The 26524-nt window shown below is 46.6% G+C and carries 25 protein-coding genes; 2 read left to right on the plus strand and 23 right to left on the minus strand.

Going from position 1 to position 26524, the window contains the following annotated elements; genetic code table 11:
- Positions 1-9 precede the first annotated feature (9 nt).
- The gene (locus AC6I2O_RS14455; RefSeq protein ID WP_497743040.1) at positions 10-1839 is read left to right on the plus strand and encodes an ABC-F family ATP-binding cassette domain-containing protein; all 1830 of its coding nucleotides are present in this window, start codon (positions 10-12) and stop codon (positions 1837-1839) included.
- Between the two features lie 119 nt (positions 1840-1958).
- Here the strand turns inward: AC6I2O_RS14455 and rd are convergent, their stop codons facing one another.
- The 3 genes from rd to AC6I2O_RS14470 form a co-directional block, all read right to left on the minus strand.
- Positions 1959-2117: a rubredoxin gene (gene rd / locus AC6I2O_RS14460; protein ID WP_120392990.1), complete on the minus strand. Its 159-nt coding sequence runs from the start codon at positions 2115-2117 to the stop codon at positions 1959-1961.
- A 134-nt stretch (positions 2118-2251) separates the two neighbouring features.
- Positions 2252-3520, minus strand: a complete 1269-nt coding sequence (locus AC6I2O_RS14465; protein ID WP_497743041.1) for a cation:proton antiporter — start codon at positions 3518-3520, stop codon at positions 2252-2254.
- Between the two features lie 193 nt (positions 3521-3713).
- On the minus strand, positions 3714-4808 hold the full coding sequence (locus tag AC6I2O_RS14470; RefSeq protein ID WP_497743042.1) for a KamA family radical SAM protein: 1095 nt from the start codon (positions 4806-4808) through the stop codon (positions 3714-3716).
- Positions 4809-5148: 340 nt separating this feature from the next.
- Between AC6I2O_RS14470 and AC6I2O_RS14475 the strand changes: the two genes are divergently transcribed.
- The gene (locus AC6I2O_RS14475) at positions 5149-5610 is read left to right on the plus strand and encodes a MarR family winged helix-turn-helix transcriptional regulator (protein ID WP_120392988.1); all 462 of its coding nucleotides are present in this window, start codon (positions 5149-5151) and stop codon (positions 5608-5610) included.
- Between the two features lie 8 nt (positions 5611-5618).
- Here AC6I2O_RS14475 and AC6I2O_RS14480 read toward each other — a convergent pair whose 3' ends face one another.
- The 20 genes from AC6I2O_RS14480 to AC6I2O_RS14575 all read right to left on the minus strand — a co-directional run bounded on the left by AC6I2O_RS14480 (position 5619) and on the right by AC6I2O_RS14575 (position 26477).
- Positions 5619-6110 carry a PTS sugar transporter subunit IIA gene (locus AC6I2O_RS14480; RefSeq protein ID WP_497743043.1) on the minus strand — a complete coding sequence of 164 codons (492 nt, stop codon included), beginning with the start codon at positions 6108-6110 and terminating at the stop codon, positions 5619-5621.
- Positions 6111-6450: 340 nt separating this feature from the next.
- Positions 6451-6753: a Dabb family protein gene (locus tag AC6I2O_RS14485; RefSeq protein ID WP_497743044.1), complete on the minus strand. Its 303-nt coding sequence runs from the start codon at positions 6751-6753 to the stop codon at positions 6451-6453.
- A gap of 13 nt (positions 6754-6766) precedes the next feature.
- The gene (locus AC6I2O_RS14490) at positions 6767-7531 is read right to left on the minus strand and encodes a 16S rRNA (uracil(1498)-N(3))-methyltransferase (RefSeq protein ID WP_120392985.1); all 765 of its coding nucleotides are present in this window, start codon (positions 7529-7531) and stop codon (positions 6767-6769) included.
- 23 nt (positions 7532-7554) lie between these two features.
- The gene (gene prmA / locus AC6I2O_RS14495) at positions 7555-8508 is read right to left on the minus strand and encodes a 50S ribosomal protein L11 methyltransferase (RefSeq protein WP_120393111.1); all 954 of its coding nucleotides are present in this window, start codon (positions 8506-8508) and stop codon (positions 7555-7557) included.
- A 115-nt stretch (positions 8509-8623) separates the two neighbouring features.
- The gene (locus AC6I2O_RS14500; protein ID WP_120392984.1) at positions 8624-9328 is read right to left on the minus strand and encodes an N-acetylmuramoyl-L-alanine amidase; all 705 of its coding nucleotides are present in this window, start codon (positions 9326-9328) and stop codon (positions 8624-8626) included.
- Positions 9329-9429: 101 nt separating this feature from the next.
- On the minus strand, positions 9430-10602 hold the full coding sequence (locus tag AC6I2O_RS14505; protein ID WP_120392983.1) for an aldo/keto reductase: 1173 nt from the start codon (positions 10600-10602) through the stop codon (positions 9430-9432).
- A gap of 33 nt (positions 10603-10635) precedes the next feature.
- On the minus strand, positions 10636-12000 hold the full coding sequence (locus tag AC6I2O_RS14510; protein ID WP_120392982.1) for an MATE family efflux transporter: 1365 nt from the start codon (positions 11998-12000) through the stop codon (positions 10636-10638).
- A 65-nt stretch (positions 12001-12065) separates the two neighbouring features.
- Entirely contained in the window at positions 12066-12848 is a 783-nt protein-coding gene (locus AC6I2O_RS14515; RefSeq protein ID WP_120392981.1) for a ZIP family metal transporter, read from the minus strand.
- Between the two features lie 91 nt (positions 12849-12939).
- On the minus strand, positions 12940-13518 hold the full coding sequence (locus tag AC6I2O_RS14520) for a nitroreductase family protein (protein ID WP_120392980.1): 579 nt from the start codon (positions 13516-13518) through the stop codon (positions 12940-12942).
- A gap of 142 nt (positions 13519-13660) precedes the next feature.
- On the minus strand, positions 13661-15184 hold the full coding sequence (locus AC6I2O_RS14525) for a Mur ligase family protein (RefSeq protein ID WP_120392979.1): 1524 nt from the start codon (positions 15182-15184) through the stop codon (positions 13661-13663).
- Between the two features lie 87 nt (positions 15185-15271).
- Entirely contained in the window at positions 15272-16120 is an 849-nt protein-coding gene (locus AC6I2O_RS14530; protein ID WP_497743046.1) for a M15 family metallopeptidase, read from the minus strand.
- 144 nt (positions 16121-16264) lie between these two features.
- Positions 16265-17263 carry a hypothetical protein gene (locus AC6I2O_RS14535; RefSeq protein WP_120392978.1) on the minus strand — a complete coding sequence of 333 codons (999 nt, stop codon included), beginning with the start codon at positions 17261-17263 and terminating at the stop codon, positions 16265-16267.
- Positions 17260-18750, minus strand: coding sequence for a sensor histidine kinase (locus AC6I2O_RS14540; RefSeq protein ID WP_497743047.1), 1491 nt, complete (start codon positions 18748-18750; stop codon positions 17260-17262). The genes AC6I2O_RS14535 and AC6I2O_RS14540 overlap by 4 nt, the downstream gene beginning before the upstream one ends.
- A 10-nt stretch (positions 18751-18760) precedes the next feature.
- Positions 18761-19414, minus strand: coding sequence for a response regulator transcription factor (locus tag AC6I2O_RS14545; RefSeq protein WP_120393109.1), 654 nt, complete (start codon positions 19412-19414; stop codon positions 18761-18763).
- 407 nt (positions 19415-19821) lie between these two features.
- Complete coding sequence (locus AC6I2O_RS14550) at positions 19822-20961, minus strand: sodium ion-translocating decarboxylase subunit beta (RefSeq protein ID WP_120393108.1); 1140 nt, start codon at positions 20959-20961, stop codon at positions 19822-19824.
- A gap of 283 nt (positions 20962-21244) precedes the next feature.
- Complete coding sequence (locus AC6I2O_RS14555) at positions 21245-22333, minus strand: acyltransferase (protein WP_497743048.1); 1089 nt, start codon at positions 22331-22333, stop codon at positions 21245-21247.
- Positions 22334-22391: 58 nt separating this feature from the next.
- Entirely contained in the window at positions 22392-23744 is a 1353-nt protein-coding gene (locus AC6I2O_RS14560; protein ID WP_497743049.1) for a putative ABC transporter permease, read from the minus strand.
- A 99-nt stretch (positions 23745-23843) separates the two neighbouring features.
- Positions 23844-24710 (minus strand): ATP-dependent sacrificial sulfur transferase LarE, encoded by an 867-nt coding sequence (larE, locus tag AC6I2O_RS14565; RefSeq protein ID WP_120392973.1) that lies wholly within the window; start codon positions 24708-24710, stop codon positions 23844-23846.
- Between the two features lie 51 nt (positions 24711-24761).
- On the minus strand, positions 24762-25667 hold the full coding sequence (locus tag AC6I2O_RS14570) for a dihydrodipicolinate synthase family protein (RefSeq protein WP_497743050.1): 906 nt from the start codon (positions 25665-25667) through the stop codon (positions 24762-24764).
- Between the two features lie 63 nt (positions 25668-25730).
- Positions 25731-26477 carry a FadR/GntR family transcriptional regulator gene (locus AC6I2O_RS14575; protein WP_497743051.1) on the minus strand — a complete coding sequence of 249 codons (747 nt, stop codon included), beginning with the start codon at positions 26475-26477 and terminating at the stop codon, positions 25731-25733.
- Positions 26478-26524: the final 47 nt, after the last annotated feature.

Consider the following 26524-nt stretch of genomic DNA (forward strand, 5'->3'; position numbering starts at 1 on the left):
ATTTTATCTATGAATCTACTCACAGCAGAACACCTGACAAAAATATTTACCCAGCGAAAGCTTCTGGACGACGCAGATTTCTCCATCAACGAAGGAGAAAAAATCGGTGTCATTGGTGTCAATGGCACCGGAAAATCAACACTTCTGCGTATCATAGCCGGTCTGGAGGAGCCCGATGGGGGAACTGTAACAAAAGGACGAAATCTTACTGTCCGTTATCTTCCGCAGACTCCCGTCTTTGATGAAGGAGCCACCGTTCTTGAAGCGATTCTGAAAAATAACAGAACCAGTCTGAACGAATGGAGCATCGAGAGCGAAGCCATGGCTTCCATCAACCGCCTCGCACTCCCGGCAGCCGATGAAAAGGTTGCCCTGCTCTCCGGCGGCCAGCGGAAACGTATCGCTCTTGCAAATGCTGTTCTGGCTCCGGTCGACATTCTCGTTCTTGACGAGCCGACCAACCATCTGGACAGTGAAATGGCCGGGTGGCTTGAAGATTATCTCACCGATTTTGGGGGCGCGATTGTCATGGTTACTCACGACCGCTATTTTCTGGACAGCATCGCCACCAGAATCATTGAAATTGATCATGGAAAAATATACAGCTACCCCGGAGATTACGCAAAATATCTGCTGCAAAAGGCACAGCGGCAGAATATGGAAATCGCATCGCAGCGTAAACGGCAAAGCCTTCTTCGCACAGAGCTGCAATGGCTCTCCCGCGGTGCCAGAGCACGTTCTACCAAACAGAAAGCGCATATTGAACGAATCCGGGCCATGCAGGAAATCCAGGGCCCCATCGAAGACGCTCAGGTACAGATCAGTTCCGTCACGAGCCGTATGGGGCGCACCACAATCGAACTGGAGGATATCTGCAAATCCTACGGTGAAAAACGTCTGATAGATCACTACACCTATATTTTCCTGAAAAATGACCGCATTGGTATTGTGGGACCAAACGGATGCGGCAAAAGTACACTCCTGAAAATCATAAACGGCATCGTTACGCCGGACGAAGGCAGCGTAACCGTCGGCCAGACAATCCGCATCGGCTATTTTTCTCAGGAAAGTGAGGAAATGGATGCCTCGCTGACCGCAATCGAATACATCAAAGAAGTCGGAGAATACATAAAAACCTCAGACGGCCGTATCACTGCATCACAGATGATGGAACGTTTTCTCTTTGACGGGACCATGCAGTGGTCCAAAATCGAAAAATTTTCCGGCGGAGAAAAACGGCGTCTTTACCTCCTGCGCGTACTGATGAATGAGCCCAACGTACTGATTCTTGATGAGCCAACCAACGATCTTGATATCCAGACGCTTGAAATTCTCGAAGAATATCTCGATCATTTCGAAGGCATTGTCATTACAGTCTCCCATGACCGGTATTTTCTTGACCGCACGGCGCGCCGGATTTTCGCCTTTGAGGGAGATGGACAGATTCGCCAGTATGAAGGAGGCTATTCGGACTATCTGAATGCCCGGGCTGCAAATCAAACAGCCCTGCCAAACGCAGGACACCCTGGAGCACAAATGCTGACTGGCGCTGAAAAAGCAGATTCTGGCAACACTGACAGCAGGAAAACATGGGGAGGTCCAAAAAAGCTGAAATTTACCTACAAAGAGCAGAAAGAATTTGAAACCATTGACGACGATATCGCTGCACTTGAGGCCCGACTTGACACACTTGAACAGGAAATGGTCACAGCCGCAACGAATTATGGCCGACTGAATCAGCTCATGCAGGAAAAAGAAACACTGCAACAGTCGCTTGACGAAAAAATGGAACGCTGGATGTACCTGACCGAATTATACGAAAAAATACAGAATCAATAAGCATCCCTTTTTCTACTGAAAAGAAAAAAGGAACTGTTTGAAAACCGGTTTTATAAAAACCAATTTCTGCAACAGTTCCTTTTTACATACAAGTCAGCTCATTCTGACCTTATATGATTTTACGCTTCCTCGAAGTCCTCTTTTCCCACACCGCAAATCGGGCATACCCAATCCTCAGGAAGATCTTCAAAAGCTGTTCCCGGTGCGATTCCGTTATCCGGATCGCCTACTTCCGGATCATACTCATAACCACATGGTCCACATACATACTTTTTCATAGTCAGTTACTTCCTTTCTAAAATCTTTTCTTATCAATTATATCATGTTTTTCAGAACAGGCAATCTCTTTTTACGTTCTTTTCTATTCTCTCTTTTTTTCAGATAAATATACGAATCCCGTATCACCGAATCATCATTTCTGATTTGGCGTTTTCACAATCTCAGGTCTTGGCGAAATCTCTCCTGCCCTCATCAACGCAATCTTCGTCATAAGCGGACCTGCAAGCTCATATACCAGTACCGAAAACAGTGTAATATTTCGAATCAGTCTTCCTGCTTCTCCCATGGTTTCCGTCACCGTCATCGACATTCCAAGCGCTACGCCTGCCTGCGGAAGCAGGGTAATTCCGAGGTACTTACGGATTGTATCGCTGCATTTCATCGCTTTTGCTCCTGCGTATGCTCCCACACATTTTCCGCCTGACCGGAAAATAATATATGTAATACCGATTCCTACAATCGCCAGATTCCGGAACACGCCCAGCTCCAGTTCTGCTCCACTTAATACAAAAAACAGTACAAACAACGGTGCGGTCCATTTATCCGCTCTTGCCATCATATCTTCTGAGAAGTCACAGATATTGCAGAAAATCGTTCCAAGCATCATACATACGAGCAGGGAGGAAAATCCGATTTCCAGTCCGCCCACTTCAAACTTCAACATCGAAAGAGCCACTGTAAACAACACAAATGTGATAACAATCGAAAGTCTCCGGCTGTTCGACTCAAAATGCTGCTCTGCAATTGTCAGAAGCAAGCCCATAAAGGAACCAAGTAACAAGGACAGAATCACTTCCAGAAGCGGCTGTACCAGTACTGACACAATGCTGATGGAACCACTTCCGATTGCTCCCGCAACCCCGCAGGACACAGCAAACACCACAAGACCAATCGCATCGTCCAAAGCAACAATCGGCAGCAAAATGTCGGTCAGAGGCCCCTTAGCTTTATACTGGCGCACGACCATCAACGTCGCAGCCGGTGCCGTCGCTGTCGCAATCGCTCCAAGAATGATCGCAATCGGCATTGTCACAAGCTCCGGCATCATAAAATGCAGTCCGATCAGAGCCGCATCCACAAAAACAGTCGCTGTCAGCGCCTGTGTAAATGCAATCACCGTGGCCTGTCTGCCAATCGCCCGAAGCTGTTTCAGACGAAATTCATTTCCGATATCAAATGCAATAAAACCAAGCGCCACATCACAGAAAATCGAATATTCCTTTACGTTGGCCGCATCCACAAAACCAAAGCCCCGTATTCCAAACTGTCCCAAAACATACGGGCCAATCAGAATACCACCCACCAGATAAGCAGTCACTGCCGGAAGCTTCAGTACCTTCGCTGCACGAGACATCAGAAGTCCTGCCATCATTGCAATGCTCAGACAAAATAATTGTTCCATAATAATCTCCTCTTTTCTGATTACTCTGTCGTCATAGGACAGGCTTTCAAAAACCCCTGTCCGATAACGCAAATCTTATCCCTTGGCAATTATAGCGCAGAATTGAGATTTTTCAAGAGAAATCTTGGAAAAGAGGAGCATATCTGTCTTTTCATATTTTATACAAGCCGCTTCGTGCATCCAGCAAACAAATTTATGGCAGCCAGCACTGATCTGCTTCGATATCCTGTGCAAAAATCCTGCCCTGATCCTTCGGATATTTTGCCTGATGGTACTTAAACAACATCCTGCCGTCTTCCAGATCTCCGAGGATCTCAATTTTCCCAGTCACATGCGACATCACATAGCGAATACATTTTCCCTGTCCGTCCTGCAAAGCCTTCGCGCCTTCTACAATTCGGTATGCGTCGCGCAACGGCACCTGGAACTGGCTGTAAACACCCTGAACCGGCCGGCACTGGAATACATAGTACGGAATGACACCGATTGATACGACTTTTTTCAGAAGTGTCCCTAAAATCTCCGGTGTATCATTGATTCCTTTCAGAAGAACCGTCTGATTTTTCACTATAATTCCCGCTTCCAGCAGTGCGCGGACAGCCGCCTTTGCTTCTTCAGTCACCTCGTTCGGATGATTGAACTGCGTCACCACGTAGATCTGCTTTTTCTTTCCGTACTCTGCCAACATCTGTACCAGCTCGTTATCTCCGGTAATTCTCTGCGGAAGCACGACCGGTGTTCTGGTGCCGAACCGGATCAGATTCAGATGCGGAATGTCAATAAATTCGTCCAGATATTTCCGCAGAATCTCATTTGTATTTAAAAATGCATCGCCGCCGGAGATGAGAATGTTATCAACTTCCTCATGCTCCCTCACATAATTTGCCATATCAGATATGTACTTTGCTGTTTCCTCGGAGGATAAACCTACCATACGCTTCCGGAAGCAATGGCGGCAGTACATCGCGCACTGGTTCGTTGAGAGGATGAGAACCGTCTGACGATATTTATGCTGCATTCCCGTAATTACCGTATTATCCTGCTCGCCGCTCGTATCCTTATGCCCTCCTGCCAGAAGCTCAGAAAGTGAAGGAACACTCATCTTCCGGATCGGATCTCCCGGGTCATCCGGATCAATCAATGAATAATAATAGGAATTGACATACATCGGAAATTTTTCCTGTATTTCACACAGCTGCTTCATCTCCTCATCCGGAATATGAAGCTTTTCCTGTAATTCTTTCATATCATCGTAACCCTGCCGCAGCATTTCCTGCCAAATTTTCATAGAAATCCCCCTTTCAGTGCAAAAGCCACTCATCCGGCCAAGCAATAGTCCCGAATCTGTTCTCTTTTTCTGCAGTGGCTCTTTATTTACAGTAAACATATAGTTACTTTACTACATTTTACGGCCCTGCGTCAAGCAAATGTTCAAATTTTTCTGATTTTTCTGACACTTTTTGTACATATTCTTCATATTCGATATTTTTCAACACTTCTTGACATTTTTTGCATCGGATAGTACACTCAAATCGTGAGATTTTATAATTATTTATTCTATATCAATAAGTCAGGGTTACCGCAAAGCGATATTTCTACGCGGGCCATTTACTGACAGGAGGAGAGTTATGGAAACGGGACCAATACAGGAATCATTGCTGGCAGTGCTGCCTTTCTGGAATTATCAGATTGCCAGACCATTCAAGCAGCTTCTTGATGACGGTGTCAGCATGGAAATGTATTATTGTCTTCAGGCCATCCGCAGTTTTGACGAAACCATGACCATGTCAGAACTTGGGCAACGAATTCATATGTCAAAACAGCAGATGACCAAAATTGTAAACCGGCTGGTAGAACACGAATTTGTCAGCCGTGTCTATGACCCGCAGAATCGAAGGGTCATCAAAGTACAGATTACAGAGAAAGCACTGGCCTACATCAAGCAGTTTTCAACCAAAAACACAGAATGCTTCGGGCCGCTGCTCGAAAAAATGGATGAAAAAGATCTCACGGATTTCAGGCAGGCAATCGACACCCTCACGAGAATTTTATCAAAAATTCCTCTGGAAGGGCACTGCGATTCCTGCTAAATTACGAGTTACCTTTTCAATTCCAAAATCGGATCTCCTGCTTTCACAGTTCCTGCGGCAATCTCTCTGATGCTCTGATACGCGTCCGTATTGCAGACAATAACCGGAGAAATTGTGTCATACCCAGCCGCCTCAATAGCCTCTTTATCAAACGCAAGCAGGAGATCCCCTTTTTTCACAGAAGCGTTCTCCGCCACATGTGCAGTGAAATACTTTCCCTTCAGACTGACCGTGTCAAGTCCGATATGAATCAGGAGTTCCGCGCCCTCTTTGGTCGTAATGCTGATTGCGTGTTTTGTTTCAAAAACCATTGTCACCGTACCGTCTGCCGGTGCATATACCTTTCCCTCCAATGGTCTGATTGCCATTCCTTTTCCAAGCATTTCCTCCGCAAAGGTCGGATCGTTAATTTCTTTGCTTTCCACCGCCTCACCGGAAATCGGAGCATAAATCACCTCTTTCTCGGGCTCACTTTTTTTCTTTTTAAAAAAACCAAGCATCTTTCGTCCTCCTGTTTTTTTATTTCTGTTTATTTTGCTCACATCTCCCATTTCTATGTACGAATCCGGCTGATACCATTCGGGCAGCAAACGTCAGACATTGTAAAACAATTCTCTTATTTCCCTTCTATGATACGCAACAGATATTTTTTCACTTTCATGCAATAAATTTTCAGCCAAAAAAATGAGACTGCGGCAAAATAGCGATCCTGCAACATATGTTTTCGATGTCTTTTACATCTATGCCATATATTGTATGGATTCGCGCTTTTGCAACAGTCCCGGAAAATCAAAACATTTTATCCGTATTTGGTTCTTCTATTAAACTACAGCACCGCTCCTACATCTCAAAATCCAGGCAAGCCCGGTTGTGCACAAACGGCCTCACATACGTATTAGCCACATGCTGATGTGCCGGATGACTGGAATACCCTGCAATATCCTCTGCTTTAGCAAACGTCGTCACAAGCGCCATATCGTGCGTGCTGGACGGTATCGGATGAGTCACAAATTCCGCGTTCAAAAGCCCCGGTACCTGTCCTACGAGACCACAGAGATTTTCTGCCATCGCTGCTTTCAGCTCTGGCTTTCTGTCTGCTTCTATTTCTTCTTTAAACTGCCACATAACAATATGATAAATCATATGCATCCTCCTTTTATTCTGCTTTTTTGCTTTCTTCTCCGGCTTCCAGATGAAACATCAGAACAGACAATACCGCAATCCCAGCTGTTTCGGTCCGCAAAATCCGGCGGCCAAGCGTGACCGGATGCGCCCCAGCTTCAGCTGCCAATGCGACTTCTTTTTCCTCAAAGCCGCCTTCCGGTCCGATAAAAACAGCAACGGACTCGCCCGGACGCAATGTCCCGATCAGCTCCCTTGTCTTTTCCATACCGTCTGCCAGTTCATAGGGAATGAACTTTCTGTCATATGTTTTCGCGTATTCCACTGCCTCTCCAAAACTCATGACCGGCCTCACCTGCGGTATGAGCATCCGTTTTGACTGCTTTGCCGCACTCTCAGAAATCGCGTTCCAGCGTTTTCTTTTTGCTTCCTCTTTCTTTTTATCCAGCTTTACCACTGTGCGTTTTGTCGCCACCGGCACAATCTCATGTACCCCAAGCTCCACAGCTTTCTGGATAATCAGCTCCATCTTATCGCCTTTCGGCAATCCCTGAAACAGACAGATGCGCGAAGGCAGCTCCGTATCCGCATCCTGTGCCCACAGAATTTTCAGCTTAACACAGTCCTCTTCCATCTGCAAGATTTCACAGCGGTACTCTTTTTCACCTTCCATACCGCTGACTGTCACCTGCTCTCCCGGAGCCATCCGCAGCACATTCCGGATATGGTTCACATCGCCGCCCTCTATCCGGATTTCCTGTTCGCCAATCTGGTCTGGTTGCACAAAAAAATGATACATCTTCCCCGTCTCCTGTCGTATGATTACAGCTTCCGTGCAGTCACAGATACCCAGTCCTTCTGGCGTGTTACCTCGACGACTTCAAGTCCTGCTGCTTTCACCGCATTCACTACCGTCTCTTCCTTCTCATCGATGATTCCCGATGTAATATAAATACCGCCTTTCTTCAGCTGCCCGAGAATCACAGGAGTCAGCGGAACCAGTACGTCTGCGAGAATATTCGCAGCTACAATATCATATTTTTCATAGCCGACTGCATCCTGGATTGCTTTATCATCAATAATATTGCCAATCATAACCTCCATCATACCCTCAGGAATCCCGTTCACTTCGAGATTTTCCTTCGCAGCGGTAATCGCACACGGATCAAGATCGGTCCCCACTGCGTGCTTTGCCCCGAGCTTTAAGGCCACAATGGACAAAATGCCACTGCCTGTCCCAACATCCAGCAGCTCTGTCTCAGGTGTCACATATTTTTTGAGCTGACGCATACACAGCTGTGTCGTCTCATGCATCCCGGTTCCAAAAGCAGTTCCCGGATCGATATGGATGATCATTTTATCCTGGTCTTCTTCTTTTACCTCTTCCCACGACGGTATAATCAGAATATCATCCACATAAAACTGATGAAAATACTCCTTCCAGTTATTGATCCAGTCTTTGTCCTCCGTCTGGCTCTCGGTAATCGTTCCCTCTCCGATATCCAAAAAATTTCTCAGCTCCTCGAGCTCTTCTTTCACCCTGGCAAGAATGGCTTCTTTATCTGCATCCTCATCGAGGTAAAAACTCAGATACGCAATCCCGTCATCCTCCGGACAGTCCGGCAAAATATCCACAAACATCTGCTGTTTATCGGACTCCGAGAGCGGCACCTTATCTTCGATTTCCACACCCTCCACTCCGGCATCCGCCAGAGATGAAATCACAATATCCTCAACTTCTGTTTTTGTTTTCAATGTAAATTTGTTCCAGCGCATCGTATCCTCAACTTTCCGTATTCCGGGGCTGGCACATGAAATGTGAGACAGCCCCGGACCCTTTTTTGTGTCATGTATTGCCAGTTTATCACAGGCACTTCCATAAATCAACTGCTCAGATTTTTCTCACATAAGCGGAAAATCCTGCTACCTCCAGCTGTTCGACCAGCCTTCGGGCATTCTCCTCATCCTGAAAGGCCCCCGCCTGAACAATATATGGAAGCTTCTCCTCTTCCCCATCGTCGCCACCCGGATTTTTGAGCTCGGCAGCCACGTCACGGCGGAACTGTGCCATAGACAGTCCTTCACGATCCCAGATATGCTCCACGTCTGCATGATTCGAGGCAATTCCCATTCTGTACCCCTCCACATGTGATATGATAACATCTTTCCCCTCCGGGTCAAATCCGTAGAGTCTGCAAAGATATGCTGCGAATCTCACGGCAACTTTATAAATCTGCTGAATAAAACTGCGAGTTGCCGCCGGATCAAGGTCCACCCAGTTGGCCGCGGATGTATATTTGATTGTAGATGGTTCTGTCATCTCAAAACTGATATACGTATTATTTCCGCTTCCATTTGGTCCGCTCCCGCAGTGCCAGGCACGGTAATCCCACGGAAGGAGCTGATATACTTCCTCGCCCAAACCGATCACGGCATGTACACAGCTGTCCGCTCCCGGCTGGTTAAAGTTGTTCACAATCACTTTCGGATCAGGCTGCGGCACCCCGATACTGTGAAGCATAATTCCTTTGGGTATAATTCTTCTTCCTGCCTGATAACAGGGATTCTTTGTCGCAGGTCGCACAATAATATCCATAAAACCATTTTCCTTCCTTTTTTCAAATCAAAACAGCATAAAAAACATCCTACCATTTATCATATTCTGTTTCTGCATGGAAGGTCACTGTGGTCTCGTTCTCAGTAAATCCCGAATGTTTTTACCGCCCATTTTATCAGGCGATACGACGGTGTCTCCAGTTCATCCACCGCCTCTTTCAGTTTTTGCCGGATGGGAATTCCCTGTGGACAGTGCGTCTCACACTTGCCGCACCCGATACACAAGGACGCACTCGAGGATTCCCGGCGCATTGCCGTAGACTGCAAATATTCCCACTTCCCTGATTTTCCCCCTTCTGTATATTTCACATTGTAGCAATGAAACGCCATCGGAATATCAACCCCTTTGGGGCAGGGCATACAATAGCCGCATCCCGTGCAGCCCACCTTCATTCGCTGGTTGATCTCTCTTTTTACCTGCCTGGTCAGCTCGTACTCTTCTTCCCCAAAGACTCCGGCCTCAGACGTCTCTGCAATCCTAATATTCTCCTGTACCATCTCCAGGGAGTTCATACCCGAAAGCACACAAGTCACCTGCGGCTGATCCCACAGCCAGCGAAGTGCCAGCTCTGCCGGCGTAAAACCACTGCCTGCAATCTTTTCCTCTGCCTGTACAGGAAGATTGTTTACCAGACGACCTCCGCGCAGAGGCTCCATAATAATCACGGGTATGTTTTTTGAAGCCGCATAGTTCAATCCCTCCCGGCCTGCCTGGCTGTACTCATCCAGATAATTATACTGAATTTGGCAAAAATCCCAATCATATGCATCCAGCAGCGCTTTGAAATTTCCACTGTTTCCATGGTAAGAAAAACCAATCTGACGAATCTCTCCCGAGGCCTTTTTCCCTTCTAGCCATTCCCGTATGCCAATGGACACAAGTTTCTCCCATGTCTTTACGTCATTCAACATGTGCATCAAATAGTAATCAACATAATTCGTCTGAAGCCTGACAAGCTCTTCCTGAAACTTCTTCTGCGCCCCCGCTACGGAACGAATCAGATAATGCGGCAGCTTTGTTGCAAGGTACACCTCTTCCCTGCACTTATTTTTTGCCAGAATCTTTCCCACCGCTTCTTCATTTCCCGGATAAATATATGCCGTATCCAGATAGTTTACCCCATGTCGGATTGCATACATCAATTCCTGCTCCGCCTTTTCCAGATCAATTGCGGACCCTTTTTTCGTAAAACGCATACATCCATAACCCAAAATAGAAATCTGATTCCCCTTGCTATCTCCCCGATACTGCATATTGTGCTCCTTTCTGACTATTTATCCTTTTCTTTATGTGCTTCTATTCCATTTCATCCCATTTTGCTCCAACCGCCGCCTGACATAAAAGTAACTCGGAACCAGAATCAAATCCGCTCCGGCCCAGGCCAAAACCTCTGCATAAAAAATACCATTTTCTGCAAACAGCACCGGAAGCAAAAGCGCTGCGCCGGTACGCATGATAAACTCCGCAATGCCGGACACCATCGGAAGCACGGTATTGCCAAGTCCCTGAATACAGCTTCTTGTCACATGCAGCAGATACAGAACCGGCAAAAACACTGCCATAATGCACAGATAACGGTAGGCAATTCGAAGTGCTGCCTCTCCCTGCGCGCCTTCCGCAGATATAAAGCACCCAAGAATCACTTTCCCAAATCCAATCATACATGCGGTTATGAAAAGCGAAGTAAACACAGAAATTACAAGCCCTGCCTGCAACCCCTTCGAAACACGCTTTAATTTTCCTGCGCCCAGATTCTGCCCTGCATACGTAACCATTGCATATCCGTAGGAAGTGGCCGCAGTCTCCAAAAGTCCGTACAATTTGTTGGTTGCAGTAAATCCTGCAATAAAAACAACGCCAAAGCCATTTACAACCATCTGGACAATCATTCCTCCGACAGAAATGACAGTATTCTGAAAAGCCATCGGAGCACCGAGCTTCATCAGTCTGGTACCAAGGGCTGCCTGCATTTTCCAGTCAGTCCTCTCCATACGCAGAATTTCCAGTTTGCAAATATGTAAAAAACAATAGACCGCAGAAAGCCCCTGCGCCAGAACAGTTGCCGCAGCAGCCCCCTGCACTCCCCAGCCAAATCCCAGAACAAACAGAAAATCCAGGCCAATATTCATTACAGATGCAATCACCATTGCGACAAGCGGCGTCCTTCCATTACCGAGTGCCCGCAGGATTGCCGCCGCCAGATTATACGCCATCACAACCGGAATCCCGCCAAAAATAATTCTCAGATATGCCATGGAAATCTGTCGTATCTCTTCCGGTGTCTGCAAAAGTCCAAGTACAGTTCCTGCCAATCCTTCACTTGTCACCGTCAGCACTGCTGCACAGATCACAGAAAGAATCACAGAATTTGCAACAACCTGACGAAGCCTCTGATACTCCTGCGCGCCAAATTTCTGCGCCATCAAAATTGCAAAGCCCTGCGTAAATCCCTGTATCGCTCCAAGTGTCAGCCAGTTCAACCAGTCTACGGCTCCGAGGGCCGCCAGCGCGTCCACTCCGAGCACCCTGCCCACAACTGCCGTATCGACAATCGTGTACAGCTGCTGAAAAATATTTCCCGCCATCAGCGGTAAAGAAAAAAAGAGGAGCAGGCGCCAGGGTCTGCCCTCTGTAAGATTCATTGTTCTCATTGTACCTTCACCACTTTATCCTGTCTCCTCAGCCCGGATGCTCCGTACTGCATTTGACACTTTCTTTATCCAAGCGCCACGTCCAAAATCATCATCAGTGCAAATCCCACTGCAAATCCAATTGTACCAAGATTACTGTGTTTCCCCTCGGCCGTCTCCGGTATCAGCTCCTCGACAACGACATAAAGCATAGAGCCCGCGGCAAACGCAAGCAGATACGGCAACAGTGGAATAATGAAACGTGACAGCAAAATTGTGATCACTGCCGCTATTGGTTCCACGGCGCCGGACAGCACCCCCATGAGAAATGCCTTCGGACGGCTCATGCCCTCCTCACTGCGAAGCGGCAAACTGATAACGGCCCCCTCCGGAAAATTCTGGATTGCAATACCAATCGAAAGTGCAAAAGCTCCCGCTAGTGTAATTTCAGACTGATCCGCAAGCATGCCCGCAAATATAACGCCCACTGCCATTCCCTCCGGAACATTATGCAGCGTGACTGCCAAAAGCAGCATTGTCGTTTTTTTCAGTCTCGCACTTGGTCCTTCGGCCTCGTCGCATCCCAGATGAAGATGCGGCACGAGTTTATCCATTGCAAGTAAAAAAACAAAGCCCAACCCGAGACCAACTACTGCCGGGACAAATGCAAAGCGTCCCATTTTCTCTGACATATCCATAGCCGGAATCAATAACGACCATACGGAGGCCGCTACCATGACGCCTGACGCAAACCCAAGGAGCGATTTCTGTAATTTCTGATTCAATTCTTTTTTCAGAAAAAATACACAGGCCGCTCCCAGCGATGTTCCGAGAAACGGAACCAACAGCCCTGCAATTATCTCTTTCATTGAAAGACTCCTTCTCTTTTATGACTCTATCATAGCATATTACATTCCTGCCAGTCTGGTTACACAGCGCGGAAAGAAACCCTGTTTTTTGTCAATTCAGTACAATATCTTCCAACCGGCGTTTCGGCACATAGTGTATATCGTTTTCATCACGGTAATAAGCAACCGGCTCGCCTTCCTCAATCTCTGTAAGTACAATTTCTTCCTTCGGCTTCCCCAGCGCAACAATCAGAAGCGGCGCCAGATACTCCTCCAGTTTCAATGTCTCCTTCACCTCAGAGGCATGAAAATTTCCGATCATACAACCTCCAAGTCCCATTTCAACTGCACTGAGTAAGATTGTCTGCGCCACAATTCCCACATCCTTCTGGAAACGTGTAAGTGATTCCCATACCCTCGTATCCTGGCAGATCACAATAAAACCCGTCGGACACATCCCAGGATGAGGAAGTGTCATATCCGGAAGGCCCCTCGCCCATTTCGTCAACGCCTGAATCTGGTCTACCTCGTCCTTTTCCCAGGCAAGATAATAGCGCAGGGGTTGCTGATTAACACTCGAGGCAGAAAGTCTCGCACAATCCACCATCTCAAGCAATTCCCTGCGCGTAATACGACGGCTCTCATCATAGCCGCGATAACTTCTGTTTGCAATTACCAGATCTTTTAACATTTTCCGCTCTCCTCTGACGCACATCCTCCTAAAAAGGATGCCTTGTTCTTCTATGATTTATTCGATGATTTACCTCAAACTCATCATAAATCATTTTCCGGAAAATGTAAATCAAAAACAACGCCCGTCCATAATTCGATGTTTATCGATGTGTTTCTGCCCTGTCATACTGCTGCACCGCCGCCCGCATCAGTTCTGAATCCGTCGGATATGCCAGAGAATCCGTGCCGATCTTCTGAAACTTTTCACTGCCTCTTCCAAGCAGCAGAATCATCGTTTTCTCCCCATATGCCTCTGCAATCTCTGCTGCCCGTGCCACTGCCTCTTCCCGCTCTTCCACACATTCACACATGCAGCCAGTCATCTCCACATAACCACGTACCTGCCGGGCAATCGCATCCTGACATTCAAGGCCAGGATCATCTGAAGTAATCACCACATGATCCGAAAACAAACCCGCAATAATACCAAGCTCTCTTCTGCGGTTCAATGCCTTTCCGCCCGGACAGCCAAATACCGTAATTATTTTTTTATAAGAACTATACTCCTGAAAAACCGCATCGAAAAGCTTTTCGAAACTCAGCCGATTATGTGCAAAATCTACAATTCCACAGATTTTTCCGTTTTTTGTTGAAAAAGTCTCCATCCTTCCCGGCACTAGCGTTTCTGCGAGCGCACGCTGCATGCAGTGAACCGGTATCCCGTAAACGTATCCTGCCGCAATCGCGGCCATCGCGTTCTCTATATTGAATTTACCCTTCATGGCGAGCTGAAATCGCTCAGAAAAACGATCACACTTTACCCGAAAGCTGATATGCTCATCCTGTACCCGCACTTCACAGCAGTGCAAATCCGCCTTAGGATGATGACCAAATGTCACAATTTTGCCTGCTTTTCTGGCTGCCTTCAAAATCCGCTCCGCATAGTCGCAGTCCAGGTTCAAACAGGCCGCTTCACTTTGCCGGAACATCGACAACTTTGCACTGAAGTAATCCTCAAAGTCCTCGTGCTCCACAGGGCTGATATGGTCCTCTGAAATGTTCAGAAAAATCCCCACCTGGAACTGGATACCGCTGACGCGCCTGTATTTCAGCGCCTGGCTCGAAACCTCCATGGTCACATGAGAAACGTGGTTTTTCCGCGCTCTCGCCAAAAACTCATGAAGCTCTGGAGCCTCCGGGGTCGTCATAACAGCATCCTCCCAGTTTTCCCCATCATAATTCTGTATCGTTGACAGAAGTCCGGTCTCCGGTTCGCCCTGTTCCCGCTTCCATTCATCCAGCATAGACTTCAGGTACCAGGCCGTGGTGGTTTTTCCTTTTGTCCCGGTTATTCCGGTAAGCTGCGGACGTCCGGGCTCGTAAGCAAAAAATACACCGGAAATAACTGCCATTGCCTTACGGATATCGCTCACTACAAAACCAGTCAGTCCTTTCCCCCTGGCATAAGATACTTCGCTGACATAAGCAACTGCTCCCCTTTTTGCGGCCTCGGAAAGATACACTTCCCGAAACGCCGCCCCCTTGCAAATAAACAAAGTATCCGCCTTTGCTTTCCGAGAATCACTGGTCAGCCAACGAATCTCTTTTCCCCCTTGTTCCCCTTCGATCCTCCTCAGCAGCCCCCTCTCACGAAGGGCTGTTCCAATACCTTCTGCTGTTATCATCAACTCTTCCTCCCCTGTCGCTCTCTCCTGCTGCTTGTCCGACAGGTACCTTTCTGTTTATTAGATGCTGAAATTCCCAAAAAAGTTTCACTTTCCGTCTAAATATTCTTCTAATGTAATGCCACGGCCCATAATCTCACGCGCTGCGGTATCCCCAACATACCGAAAATGCCACGTCTCATAATGAATCCCCGTAATATCCCCTTTTCCTTCCGGGTATCTTAAAATGAAGCCGTAGTCACTGCAATGCTCTCTGAGCCATTTATTTTCCGGAGTATTCTCCTGTCCACTGTCCAAAATCTGATACCCCAGCGACACAATGTCCACCGCAAGTCCGGTCTCATGCTCGCTGTAGCCAGGCGGCATTGTCTCCTGCGTTTCTTTTTCGTATGCCTGCTGCCAAGTCATCCCCTCCCGGCTCATACTGGCTTGAATATCCTCCTCCAGAAGCCGCTGCTGATACGCTGCATCGCGATAACCGGATGCCACCACAAATTCCAGTCCTGCATCTGAACCAGCCGTCAGCATATTGCTAAGTGCTTCGTACATCTCCTCCGCGACTGCACAGGACCCGTTCGCCAGCCAGTGAAGTGTTACACTGTAATTTGCCGGAAGCGCATGTTCCTTATTTACCAGTATAAGAGGATCAAAGTCTGTCGATATAAGCTGACTACTATCTGCCTCCTCTGCTCCCTTTTCTGTCCTCCATGTCGCGTTTGTAATACGTGCCTGGCTGCTCCCCTCCTCATTTACCTGCTCTGCCCGAAAATGCTGTCCAACCGTCGGAACGCCTACCAGAGAAGCTTGTGTTCCCCAGTAAATTGCTGCGCCTCCCAGGATAATCGCCACACCTGTCAAAATGCGCCGACGCACCTGCGCCGCATTTTTGCTTTCTTTTCGCCTCTCCTTTTGTATCGCATATTCATATATAGACATTTCAAATATCCCCTCCATATCCAATCCCCGGCAGCATGGTTCCCCTCAAAATGCTGCATACATGCCTGACGCCAGTTTCTACAAAGAGAATATTTCTTTAATGTATCATAATTTCTTCAAATTTGTATCTAATTTGTATCTTTTTTAATGAATGTTATGATTGGCACTTTCCGCTTTTATTTCTTTTTCTGAAACTTCATTCTGTACCACAACATCCATCTCTTCCCGCAAGGTCAGATACATTGTAGTTACACTGCAGCGTCTCTCTTGAAAACCGTACCAATCTGACGCATTCTGCAATACATCGCACCACTGTTCCGTTCCATACATTACTGCCACACCAAATCCATATTCACTGTATATGATCCTCCGGTACGCATAACCCTGAAATGTCTCAAATTCCAGTTCGACATTCTCCTCAAAAGCTTCCCCAGCTTCGGAATACTTCGCCCCCGCAGCCCCACAGACGGAAGCATAATCTTTTTCTTCTGTTCCTGTCTGTCCTTGGGTGCCTAAAAATCTTTCCCATGCATCTCCTGTCAGACACTCTTTTTTCAAAACATCTGCATTTTCATATCCAAGCTCATTTGCCATATAATTCATCGCATAGTTTCCACTTACCGATGCATAATAAAGAATTTCTTTTTCCTGATCTATAACAACGGTCAGAACATCCTCAGAACCTTGCAGACCAAAACGTCCGATATATACAGGAAGCCGAGCATGTCCAGCCTCAATATTTACAGGAGAAAAACTCATCATGTAATACGGAAGTTCCACTGAGGTCTCCTTTTTCGGAGGCTCTGGCAAAAGCCCCGCTTCATACCAGCTTTCTATAAGCTCCTCTACCTTTATCTCAATTTCGTGTTCATTTACGCCATAAGTCCAGGTATTAAATTCTTCCGCGATTCCTATCGATTCCGCTTCCTGTAAAATCTTCAAACGTCCCTCTAAATCCAGAGAGTGCACATCAATAAATTCAATATTCTCTCTGTTTTCCAGTGTCACCTTATGGATCAGATTCTCATCCTGCCATGTGGCATACAAGCCAGGAATAAAAATAGCAAGCGCAGTGCATACAGCAAGCGCCAACATCCCAAACACGTACTGCAACACCGTTTTCCATCTATGTCTTTCTGTCATTCGATTACCCCTATTTTGCCGGCATGGCGCCCTTTACGTGCAAGTTCACGGCGCTTTATTCGCCGCATTCTTTTGTGTTTGCGCCCCGTTACTTCCGGAAGCCCGAACAGTACCGTAATGCGCAACCCTTTTCCCGGCTCACTCTCAAACTGCCAGCTTCCCTGATGCAGTTCAATAATCTTCCGACAAAGTGCCAGCCCCAGTCCTGCCCCTCCTTCTTTTCTGGCTCTTGATTTATCTACCATATAGAAAGGCTCCGCAATCCGCGACAGCTCTTCCGGCAAAAGTCCGTGCCCTTCATCTTCCACTACGATCGAATAACCGCCCGGCAAAGCCATTCCCGTCACCCAAATTGATTTTCCGGGCTCAGACGCTTTTCTTGCATTATCAATCAAATTGATAAAAACAGAAGCCAGCAGCTCCCGATCTCCGAAAATCATCCCCTCCTGCGCAGAAACATAAAGCGTAAGCTGCTTCTCTTCAAGCGAAACACAAACTATTTTCTGTATCTCCTGTAAAAATTCCGGAACGGAAATTTCTTTGCTGTCGACATCCTTTTTCCCTGCCAGTGTCATCTCCAAAAGCTTATACGAAAGCGACTGCAAACGTTTTCCCTGACGGTAAATATAATCCGCACACATATCCCGTTCCTCCGGCGACAGCTCCATCTGGCGCATGGTATCTGCATAACCGATAATCGAAGTCAGAGGGGTTTTCAGTTCATGGGCAAAGGCTGCCGTAAATTCCTCCTGCCTCTGTACTTCATTTTGCAACTGCTGCATCTGCATGTTCATTGCATTTGCCATCCAGTTAAAATCTTCCGCCAGCGTTCCGATCTCATCATGCGCCCGGATCATCACGCGTACATCATATTTTCCTCTTGCAAACTGTCTTGTTGCCCTGGAAAGCTTTTTCATATTACGCATTACAAAAAACAGCACAAACAATATGGAGAAACCTGCCAGAGACGCAACCGTCAACACGCCCAGCTGGTACCTTGAATACTGATCTGTCCTATCATCAAATATTTCGGTAATATTCTTCGTTGTCTCAATATAATCGCCAAATGTGCTTTTACACATAACGATTACATAAAACTGATCTTCCTTCTGCACAATTTCATAGCCCACATTATGTTCACTATCCAATGCATCCATAATATGATGTTCAATATGCAGGCTATTGTCCTGATATAGCACCTCCCAGCCGGCCCCGAGCACTCTGGCATTTCCGTATGCTTCTCCCTTTCTGCGGTAAAAGCTCTCCACAATCTTCCGCACAGATGCCTGTTCCAACTGATCCTCAGACAACGCATTTTTCGTCAGCTCGTAAGAATTTTGGAACATTTGATTCTCTACCATGCAGCGCTCCACTTCCTGCTTCAGGCTGCTCTGGAAGTTTTCCTGAATGATCCATGTACCAAACAGCGTCAAAAAAATGATAAATACCGGTGTCGTGATAAAAAACAGTTTCCAGGATAACTTCATAGCTCCTCCGTTATACGATCAGACGATACCCCACCTTATATATCGCTGCAATGTGCTCTTCCAGGCCAAGCTTTTTCTTCAGCCGCTGCACATGCAGATCTACCGTCCGACCTCTGCCGCTGTATTCTCCACCCCAGACACTCTCATAAATCGTCTCACGGTAAAGCGCCCGGTTCTTATTCCGCAGAAACAAAAGCAGCAGTTCATATTCTTTTGTCGTAAGATCTACCGGATGTCCGCCCTGCATCACCGTTCTAGAATCCGTATCAATCTCTATATCCAAAAAAACGAGATGCCGTTCTGTTTTCTGGTAACGGCGAAGTACCGTCTCCACACGTGCCAGAAGCTCTGCAATATCAAACGGCTTCGCAATATAGTCCTCCGCTCCCATCTTAAGTCCCTTGACTTTCTGCTGTGTCTCTCCCATTGCAGTCAGAAAAATCACAGGAATATCCACTGCTTTCGCATATTCCAGCACCTCATAGCCATTCAGCTTGGGCAGCATAATATCCAAAAGCATCAGATCAAAGGTCCGTTCCTGTATGATATTGGCCGCTTCCTCACCGTCGGGCGCAATCTCGCACTGATACCCTGCTTTTACAAGATTCATCCGGATTAAATTTGCAATCGGTTCCTCGTCTTCCACTATCAATATCTTAATCATGTTGTCTCTCCCTGCTGTAATAAATCCGCCAACAAAGCTGTGTTCTTCCGGCAACATTCCGGCTTTTCTTCTGAACTGATTTTCATCGTAACACAGTTTTTCCTTCATACCAAGTAAAGGGGACATTCTTAAGGATTTCTTAATAATATTTTTCCAAAAAAATTCCTGAATCTAACACTTTTCTGATAATTTTGGAATAAATGGAGATACAACAAGCCCCAATTTTTCTATTTTCCAATTTTACCAAGCAAATACACAATCACCATAAGCACCAGAGCCGTAACAAAAATTCCCGACATACCTTTCCACATCATTTCAAATGCAATCTGAATATTTCCCATAAAACCACTCCTTCTTTTATATCATATTGATGATCCTGTGCTGCAAATCTCTTTTAATTCAAGCTACTATCCCAAAAATCCTGTCACCAAACGAATCACCAGGCCGCCTGCCACTACCGATGCGATCTGTCCGGAAACATTTGCTCCCGCTGCATGCATCAGCAAGATATTTCCCGGGTCCTCCTCAAGCGCCATTTTCTGTACCACCCGTGATGACATTGGAAACGCAGAAATTCCTGCTGCCCCGACCATGGGATTTATTTTTTCTTTCGTAAAAAGGTTCATTAATTTAGCCAGCAAAACGCCGCCAATGGTATCGGCAAAAAATGCGAACGCACCGATCAAAAGAATCATAAGTGTCTGAACTGTCACAAAACGTTCTGCCTGCATACTGAAAGAAACGGTAATTCCCAAAAGCAAGGTGATCAGGTTGGAAAGGTTATTCTGTGCAGTCTCCGACATGGTATTTAAAACGCCACATTCCCGCACCAGATTGCCAAACATCAAAAAACCAACCAGAGCTACCGATGAGGGCGCCACCAGTCCCACGACCATGGTCACTGCAATCGGAAACACAATCCGGGCTTTTTTGCTCACACTTGCCGGTTCATATTTCATGCGGATTCCGCGTTCTTTTTTCGTCGTTACCAGACGAATCGCAAAAGGCTGTAATACCGGAACAAGGGCCATGTAAGAATACGCAGCGACTGCGATTGGTCCGACATAATCGGATTTCAGAATCTGCGAAACGAGTATGGAGGTGGGCCCGTCTGCTGCACCGATTATTCCGATTGATGCAGCATTTTTCAGATCAAACCCAAGCACTGTTGCAAGAAGAATCGCCGCAAAAATCCCGAACTGCGCGCCAGCTCCAAACAAAAGCATTCTTGGATTCGATAAAAGCGGTCCAAAATCAATCATCGCACCGATCCCGATAAAAAGCAAAATCGGCATTGCCTCTGAAGCTTCAATCCCCGCCTGAAAAAGCCACTCGATGATACCATTGATTTCTCCGACTCCCGGCAGCACCTGATTCAAAACGCCGCTGACCGGCAAATTGACCAAAATGGCTCCAAATCCCATCGGCAAAAGCAACGCCGGCTCATACTCTTTTTTGATTGCCAGGTAGATGAGGCCAATTCCCACTGCGTACATCACAAGCTGCTGCCAGGTCAGCATAAAAAGACCCTCCATTAAAAACTCCATAAAATTTCCTCCCTTTCTCGTTCGATATCCTTCTGTTTGTTCTTCACCAGCCCCATGCCTGAAAGGTACAAAAAAAGAGACCTCTGCCACAATAAAACATTGCAGCAAAAGTCTCACTGTTTCAACCTTCTGCGGATTCTGGCCTAAGGCCATCCTCGTACTGACGCAGGAAGATACATACGAATATGCCAGTTACTCCCTTTTACATGTCACCGTCAAACACAACGCTGATCTATAGTTAGTATATACATCCCGCTGTAAAAATTCAACTCCATTTTTATTTTTACTTCCTGCTTTTCACAAGTGCCCAGCCCATGCGCCGTACTCCCTGCACAAGTGAAAGGACTGTGGACATTCCAAGGGAAAGAAGGAAGGAAGCCGGCACTGCCGCCAGATAATATTTCCAACGTTCACTCACTACCATGACATGCGGATTAAGAAAATTGCCATACACAATCTGATCCGCAATCCACGATACCAGATAAAGCCCAAAGGACACTTTTGAAATAAATACCAGAGAGGACTTCACTGGTCGCGGCCAACGCTCCGGATGCAAATGAAGCAGCAGCGTAAACAGAAGCACTGCTGTGATCATGTTTTCCCCGCCCCAGGTAGAATTACTGCCCCAGATAAATTTAACGCCGTAGCTTCGGTAATAATTGTACAAACCAAATCCTGCCACTGCTCCGAACAGAAGCAGCAAATTCCATCTTTTCTTGAGTTTCCAGCCATATTCCCGCAGATATGCCCCGATAAAATAGTAGGTAATCGGGTACATCGCTGTAAAAAATCCTGGTACTATGGGATTATACTCTTTTGATACGGGCGGATTGCTCCACCATCCCTCTGTAGTAAGATCAAAATTGTTCAGAATCTTTGGCAACATTGTAAGCGCGATCATAGTAAGCAAAAGTATTTTCTTTTCCTTTTGTGAACGCAGCCCGTTGTAAATCAGATTCAGAAACGGAATCAGCAGAAACAGTCCGAAATACATCTCCACATACCACGCATAATTCGCCGCATCAAAGCTGAGAATATCCAGTACTGCTTTCCTGATTGTCATATCATAATTCAGCACAAAACGCTTAAAAAGCAGACACGCGATACTCGCTAGTACATAAATCTCCACTGTTTTCCAAATGCCCTTGTAGTAACTGCGGCAAAGTATTTTCTGACACATCAGATACCCGGTCAGTATCATAAACAGAGGAACACAGGCCATAAACAGAGAACGGTACATGCACATAAAAACCATCAAAGGCCCTTCCACAATCTCACTGTAAAACCCGGTGCGCAGCAAAAAATGCACGGACAGGACAGAATATACTGCCACGCAGCGAATCAAATCCGCATTATAATCCCTCTTTTTCATATTTTTCCTCTTTTTTATCTTTTTCTTTTGTTCAGCCAGCGCTCTGGTCAAAACGCCGTTATTTCTGCTGGACTGACTCCATATCCACAATCTTGGCTTTCGGATAGATCCGTTCCATGCGCGCATCCGGAAAATGTTCATCCAGCATCTGGTCCACTGTATTTTGCGGGCTCTGGCCTCTTTGCCTTTTTGCATAACGGTCAAGCGCCAGTGCCGATATACCTATATTGATCACCATCAATACAATCAGAATCCAGGTAAACGCCGGGCCGATTCGTTTTGGTATCTTCTCAATCAACCGTGACAGAAACGGATAGATCCCCTTCACCCAGATTACCGCCACAATCCCCCAGAAAAAGCAAAACAGCAGATTAATCCGGCCTCCAAGATTAAATGGAATACTGCTGTAATCCCAAAAAACAGTTCCAAACAGAATCTCCGTCGCCACACTGCACACATACTCATACGTACCACCCACAACTGTTCCGTAGAAGAACAGATAGCGGTCACTTTTTCCTCTGTAGCCATACATCAGTGCAGTCAACAGGCTGCATGCAAGCCCCCATACAATACTGAACGGACCATACACCACACTGCTCCTGCTCATCCACCAGCCAAGAGAAAAACGACAGAATATCATTTCCACAAGATCACCGAAAAACGAACCCAGCAAAAACAGCCATACCAGCTTATAAAATCCGCAACCTTCCGCAAACCTTGTTTTTTCTTTGACCGGCTCCTTTGCCCGGTTTGCCAGAATTTTTTCTGTGGAAAGATTCGGATAAGAGCGCTCCAGACGCTTCTTGACTGTCCTGGAAATCGCATTGCCAAATGAATCCGAAACCTTCTGCATATTGTCCGTCATACCTGACATGGTATCAATATAACTGCGCCATTTCAGGACAACTGCCAGCGCTCCTAAAAGATCGACACCCACAAAGCCCATGAAAATCATCAGATTCAGCCTGCCTGCCGCGTACGGCATCAGATGAATCACCTGAAGCAAAAGTGGGTTTCCAATCCAGATGATTCCAAGTGCAGCTGCGCCAAAAAACAGCAGCAACGGAACCGTTATGTACCCATTAAAGCCAATACGATATTTGCTGTAATCCCACCACTTCCGATGAAAAATATGTTCGAGAAGAATCCCGGTAATTACGGTCAGAAAAGAACTGATCACAATACCGCCCAGAAATAAAAACAAAGGATACTCTTTCAGATCTGCCAGAAAAACACTGTAGGCAACCGCAGAAACACCGTATACCGGGCATAGCGGCAAATTCAGCACGCCGGTATTGATAAACCGCTTTCGTTTCACTGCTGCAACCGCAACGCCGGCACACCAGCCCATCACAGAATAGGCAAGAAACAGCCAGGTCAGCTCATAATAAGAATACTGTAAATTGTACATAACCTCTCCCGTCGTAGAAACACCAACGTTTTACTACATTTTTTCGCTATTCTTATCTATTATATCTTACCTGCGGCAACTAATCTACAAAATATTTTCTTATTCTTTTTCCACCATTTTCCGGTTCGCCACGTGCAAATCCATACTCCCCGAACGAAATCCGCCAAGATCAAGCGTCACATAATCAAATCCAAGCCCACTGATAAAATCAACAATCGCTCTGCTATTCTTGCACACAAGCGCAAACTCTTTCTCATCCACTTCAATTCTTGCACAGGAATCATGCACACGCAGCCGGACATTATAAAACCCAAAGGTTTTCAAAAAAGTCTCTGCCTGCTCTACAAGCCGAAGTTTTTCCCACGTGAGAACCGTCCCATATGGGAAACGCGTAGCCAGACACGGTGCCGCCGGACGGTCAGCCGTCGTAATCTCATACTCCCGCGATAGCTGACGCACCTCTTCTTTTGTAACCCCCGCTTCCATAAGCGGACTGATAATCCCAAGTTCCTGCAAAGCCCGAAGCCCCGGCCGATATACCTTGCAGTCATCCGCATTCGTTCCTTCCAGCAAAACAGGGGCCTTCAGTTCCTTCGCCTTTTTCTGCAACTCTTCAAATAAATACTTTTTGCAGCGATAACAGCGATCCTCTGGATTCTTCATAATTCCTGCTTTCTCAAGCTCGTCCATGTGCACCACAAGATGTTCTGCTCCGATTTCCTCTGCAATTTTTCTGGCAGATTCGAGGTCGCTCAACGGATGCAGCTTTGTACCAGCCGTAATTCCAAAAACCTTCGTCCCGTTTTCTCTGGCTGCCAATACCGCAAGTTTTAAAAGCAGACTGCTGTCCGCGCCACCGGAAAAAGCCACCACGGTATCTTCCAACGTGAGCACACGGAGCCTCTCACAGAGAGCCTCCGTCTTTTCTTTATAACTCTTTTCTGAAACTGTTTTTATAATTTCCATATGTATATTCCCTTTATAACTTTCTGCCAATCTAACATAAATAAAACCTACTCAGACGAATACCCGCTTATAGTCCAGCCGCTTCATCTCATCCAGCAATCTCCACTCCTGTTCCGGTGTCAGATTTTCCATCGGTCGTCTCATATTGCTCGTTCTGATGACACCTTCTGCCTTCAAAATCACTTTGTACGCTGCAATATTATTGACTGCACACATCACAGCGTTCAGAATGTTGGTACGCCTCTGATATTTTGCAGCCAGCTCAAAATCCTTCTTTTGAATGGCCTCCCAGATAGCCGCATAATGTTCGCGCACGACTCCCGCATTACCGGAAACCACGCCGTCTCCGCCTGCTGCGCAAACTGGCTGAAAGAGATGATCCGGCCCCACAAGCACGCTGAACTTCTGGTCATTTACCATCATAAGCTGCTGCAGCCTCGTAAAATCCGGATAGCTGTATTTAATCCCAACAATATTCGGACACTGCTTCACAAGGACCTCACAGACAGCTGCATTGATATCATTCCCTGCATTTTGCGGAATCGCATACAGATAAACCGGAAAGTCCTTTGAGACACTCTTTGCAACCGCTGTATAAAAATCAATCAGCCCCTGGTCGCTCAATTTATAAAAAACCGGTGTCACAACGCCGATGCCATCCGCCCCCGTCTTCTCAGCATGTTGTGCCAGTTCAATCGTATCGCTCAGATTCCATGCGCCAACCTGCGCAAATACCGGAACACGTTTCGCCGCCTGCGCCACCGCCACTTCTGTAACCTGCTTTCTCTCCCCAACGGTCAGGTACATCATTTCCCCTGTCGTTCCGCACGGATACACTCCCTGCAGACCGCCGTCGATCACATGATCCACCAGATTTTTCAGGGATTCCACATCAATGGTATCTTCCTCTGTAAACGGTGTCACAATCGGCACCACGGTTCCATATAACTTTTTCATTTTTTCACCCCTGCCTTTGCTTTGAATTTTTCAACTTCACTTTCTCCCAAATGGATTCCACTCCTATTGCTCCTGCATGATTCTTTCGATATTTTTCAGCGCGGTAGAAAGATGCTCTGACATCGCCTGCTCTGCCGCCGGCGCGTCATGCGCGGCCAAAGCGCTCAAAATGCGCCGGTGAAAGCCAACCGATTCCTCCACGCTCTCCCATCGCTTCATATCACGCTTCAAAAACATGGCGCCCTCAATAATATTTTTCATCGCTTCTATGAAAATTACAAGAAGATGATTCCCGGAGGCTTTTGCAATTAGGATATGAAAGTTCAGATCCATCTCTCTGCGCTGTGAAACAAGCAGTCCCCTGTCTTCCAGTTTTTCTAGCAAATGTCCCAACGCGTCAAGCTCTTCCTGTGTAATCCGCTGCGCCGCCCGTTTACATGCGGATACCTCCAGAATCATTCTGGTATCATAAATCTGTCCGTAATCAATATTATCAAGAACTATCATCCGTCCGATGACATCTGACAAATTATCCGCTTTCGGACGCGTCACAAAATTCCCGCTTCCGTTTCGTGTCTCAAGCAAGCCCCGCTCTTTTAATAGATTCAGCGATTCCCTTATTACATTTTTGCTGACCTGAAACTCCTCTGCCAGAAGCTGTTCCGACGGAAGCTTTTCACTATCTACAAACTCCTCATTCAAAATACTGTCTTCCAGCCTGTCTGCAATCTGTTCTGATAATTTTGCCCTGACGATTTTAAACCTCTGCTCTGCCATCGTACCCTTAACCGTGTCTCCTTTTCCAATCATAGCGCCTGTCCGTATCCATTCCACCGAATTGCCCGGCAGGCATAGTT

This window comes from Blautia sp. St.27G3, from assembly GCF_059728505.1.

Bases quoted from the DNA above. Each gene is read 5' to 3' on its own strand.
- AC6I2O_RS14455 (WP_497743040.1), top strand. From the start codon at position 10: ATGAATCTACTCACAGCAGAACACCTGACAAAAATATTTACCCAGCGA.
- rd (WP_120392990.1), bottom strand. From the start codon at position 2,117: ATGAAAAAGTATGTATGTGGACCATGTGGTTATGAGTATGATCCGGAA.
- AC6I2O_RS14465 (WP_497743041.1), bottom strand. From the start codon at position 3,520: ATGGAACAATTATTTTGTCTGAGCATTGCAATGATGGCAGGACTTCTG.
- AC6I2O_RS14470 (WP_497743042.1), bottom strand. From the start codon at position 4,808: ATGAAAATTTGGCAGGAAATGCTGCGGCAGGGTTACGATGATATGAAA.
- AC6I2O_RS14475 (WP_120392988.1), top strand. From the start codon at position 5,149: ATGGAAACGGGACCAATACAGGAATCATTGCTGGCAGTGCTGCCTTTC.
- AC6I2O_RS14480 (WP_497743043.1), bottom strand. From the start codon at position 6,110: ATGCTTGGTTTTTTTAAAAAGAAAAAAAGTGAGCCCGAGAAAGAGGTG.
- AC6I2O_RS14485 (WP_497743044.1), bottom strand. From the start codon at position 6,753: ATGATTTATCATATTGTTATGTGGCAGTTTAAAGAAGAAATAGAAGCA.
- AC6I2O_RS14490 (WP_120392985.1), bottom strand. From the start codon at position 7,531: ATGTATCATTTTTTTGTGCAACCAGACCAGATTGGCGAACAGGAAATC.
- prmA (WP_120393111.1), bottom strand. From the start codon at position 8,508: ATGCGCTGGAACAAATTTACATTGAAAACAAAAACAGAAGTTGAGGAT.
- AC6I2O_RS14500 (WP_120392984.1), bottom strand. From the start codon at position 9,328: ATGGATATTATTGTGCGACCTGCGACAAAGAATCCCTGTTATCAGGCA.
- AC6I2O_RS14505 (WP_120392983.1), bottom strand. From the start codon at position 10,602: ATGCAGTATCGGGGAGATAGCAAGGGGAATCAGATTTCTATTTTGGGT.
- AC6I2O_RS14510 (WP_120392982.1), bottom strand. From the start codon at position 12,000: ATGAGAACAATGAATCTTACAGAGGGCAGACCCTGGCGCCTGCTCCTC.
- AC6I2O_RS14515 (WP_120392981.1), bottom strand. From the start codon at position 12,848: ATGAAAGAGATAATTGCAGGGCTGTTGGTTCCGTTTCTCGGAACATCG.
- AC6I2O_RS14520 (WP_120392980.1), bottom strand. From the start codon at position 13,518: ATGTTAAAAGATCTGGTAATTGCAAACAGAAGTTATCGCGGCTATGAT.
- AC6I2O_RS14525 (WP_120392979.1), bottom strand. From the start codon at position 15,184: ATGATAACAGCAGAAGGTATTGGAACAGCCCTTCGTGAGAGGGGGCTG.
- AC6I2O_RS14530 (WP_497743046.1), bottom strand. From the start codon at position 16,120: ATGTCTATATATGAATATGCGATACAAAAGGAGAGGCGAAAAGAAAGC.
- AC6I2O_RS14535 (WP_120392978.1), bottom strand. From the start codon at position 17,263: ATGACAGAAAGACATAGATGGAAAACGGTGTTGCAGTACGTGTTTGGG.
- AC6I2O_RS14540 (WP_497743047.1), bottom strand. From the start codon at position 18,750: ATGAAGTTATCCTGGAAACTGTTTTTTATCACGACACCGGTATTTATC.
- AC6I2O_RS14545 (WP_120393109.1), bottom strand. From the start codon at position 19,414: ATGATTAAGATATTGATAGTGGAAGACGAGGAACCGATTGCAAATTTA.
- AC6I2O_RS14550 (WP_120393108.1), bottom strand. From the start codon at position 20,961: ATGGAGTTTTTAATGGAGGGTCTTTTTATGCTGACCTGGCAGCAGCTT.
- AC6I2O_RS14555 (WP_497743048.1), bottom strand. From the start codon at position 22,333: ATGAAAAAGAGGGATTATAATGCGGATTTGATTCGCTGCGTGGCAGTA.
- AC6I2O_RS14560 (WP_497743049.1), bottom strand. From the start codon at position 23,744: ATGTACAATTTACAGTATTCTTATTATGAGCTGACCTGGCTGTTTCTT.
- larE (WP_120392973.1), bottom strand. From the start codon at position 24,710: ATGGAAATTATAAAAACAGTTTCAGAAAAGAGTTATAAAGAAAAGACG.
- AC6I2O_RS14570 (WP_497743050.1), bottom strand. From the start codon at position 25,667: ATGAAAAAGTTATATGGAACCGTGGTGCCGATTGTGACACCGTTTACA.
- AC6I2O_RS14575 (WP_497743051.1), bottom strand. From the start codon at position 26,477: ATGATTGGAAAAGGAGACACGGTTAAGGGTACGATGGCAGAGCAGAGG.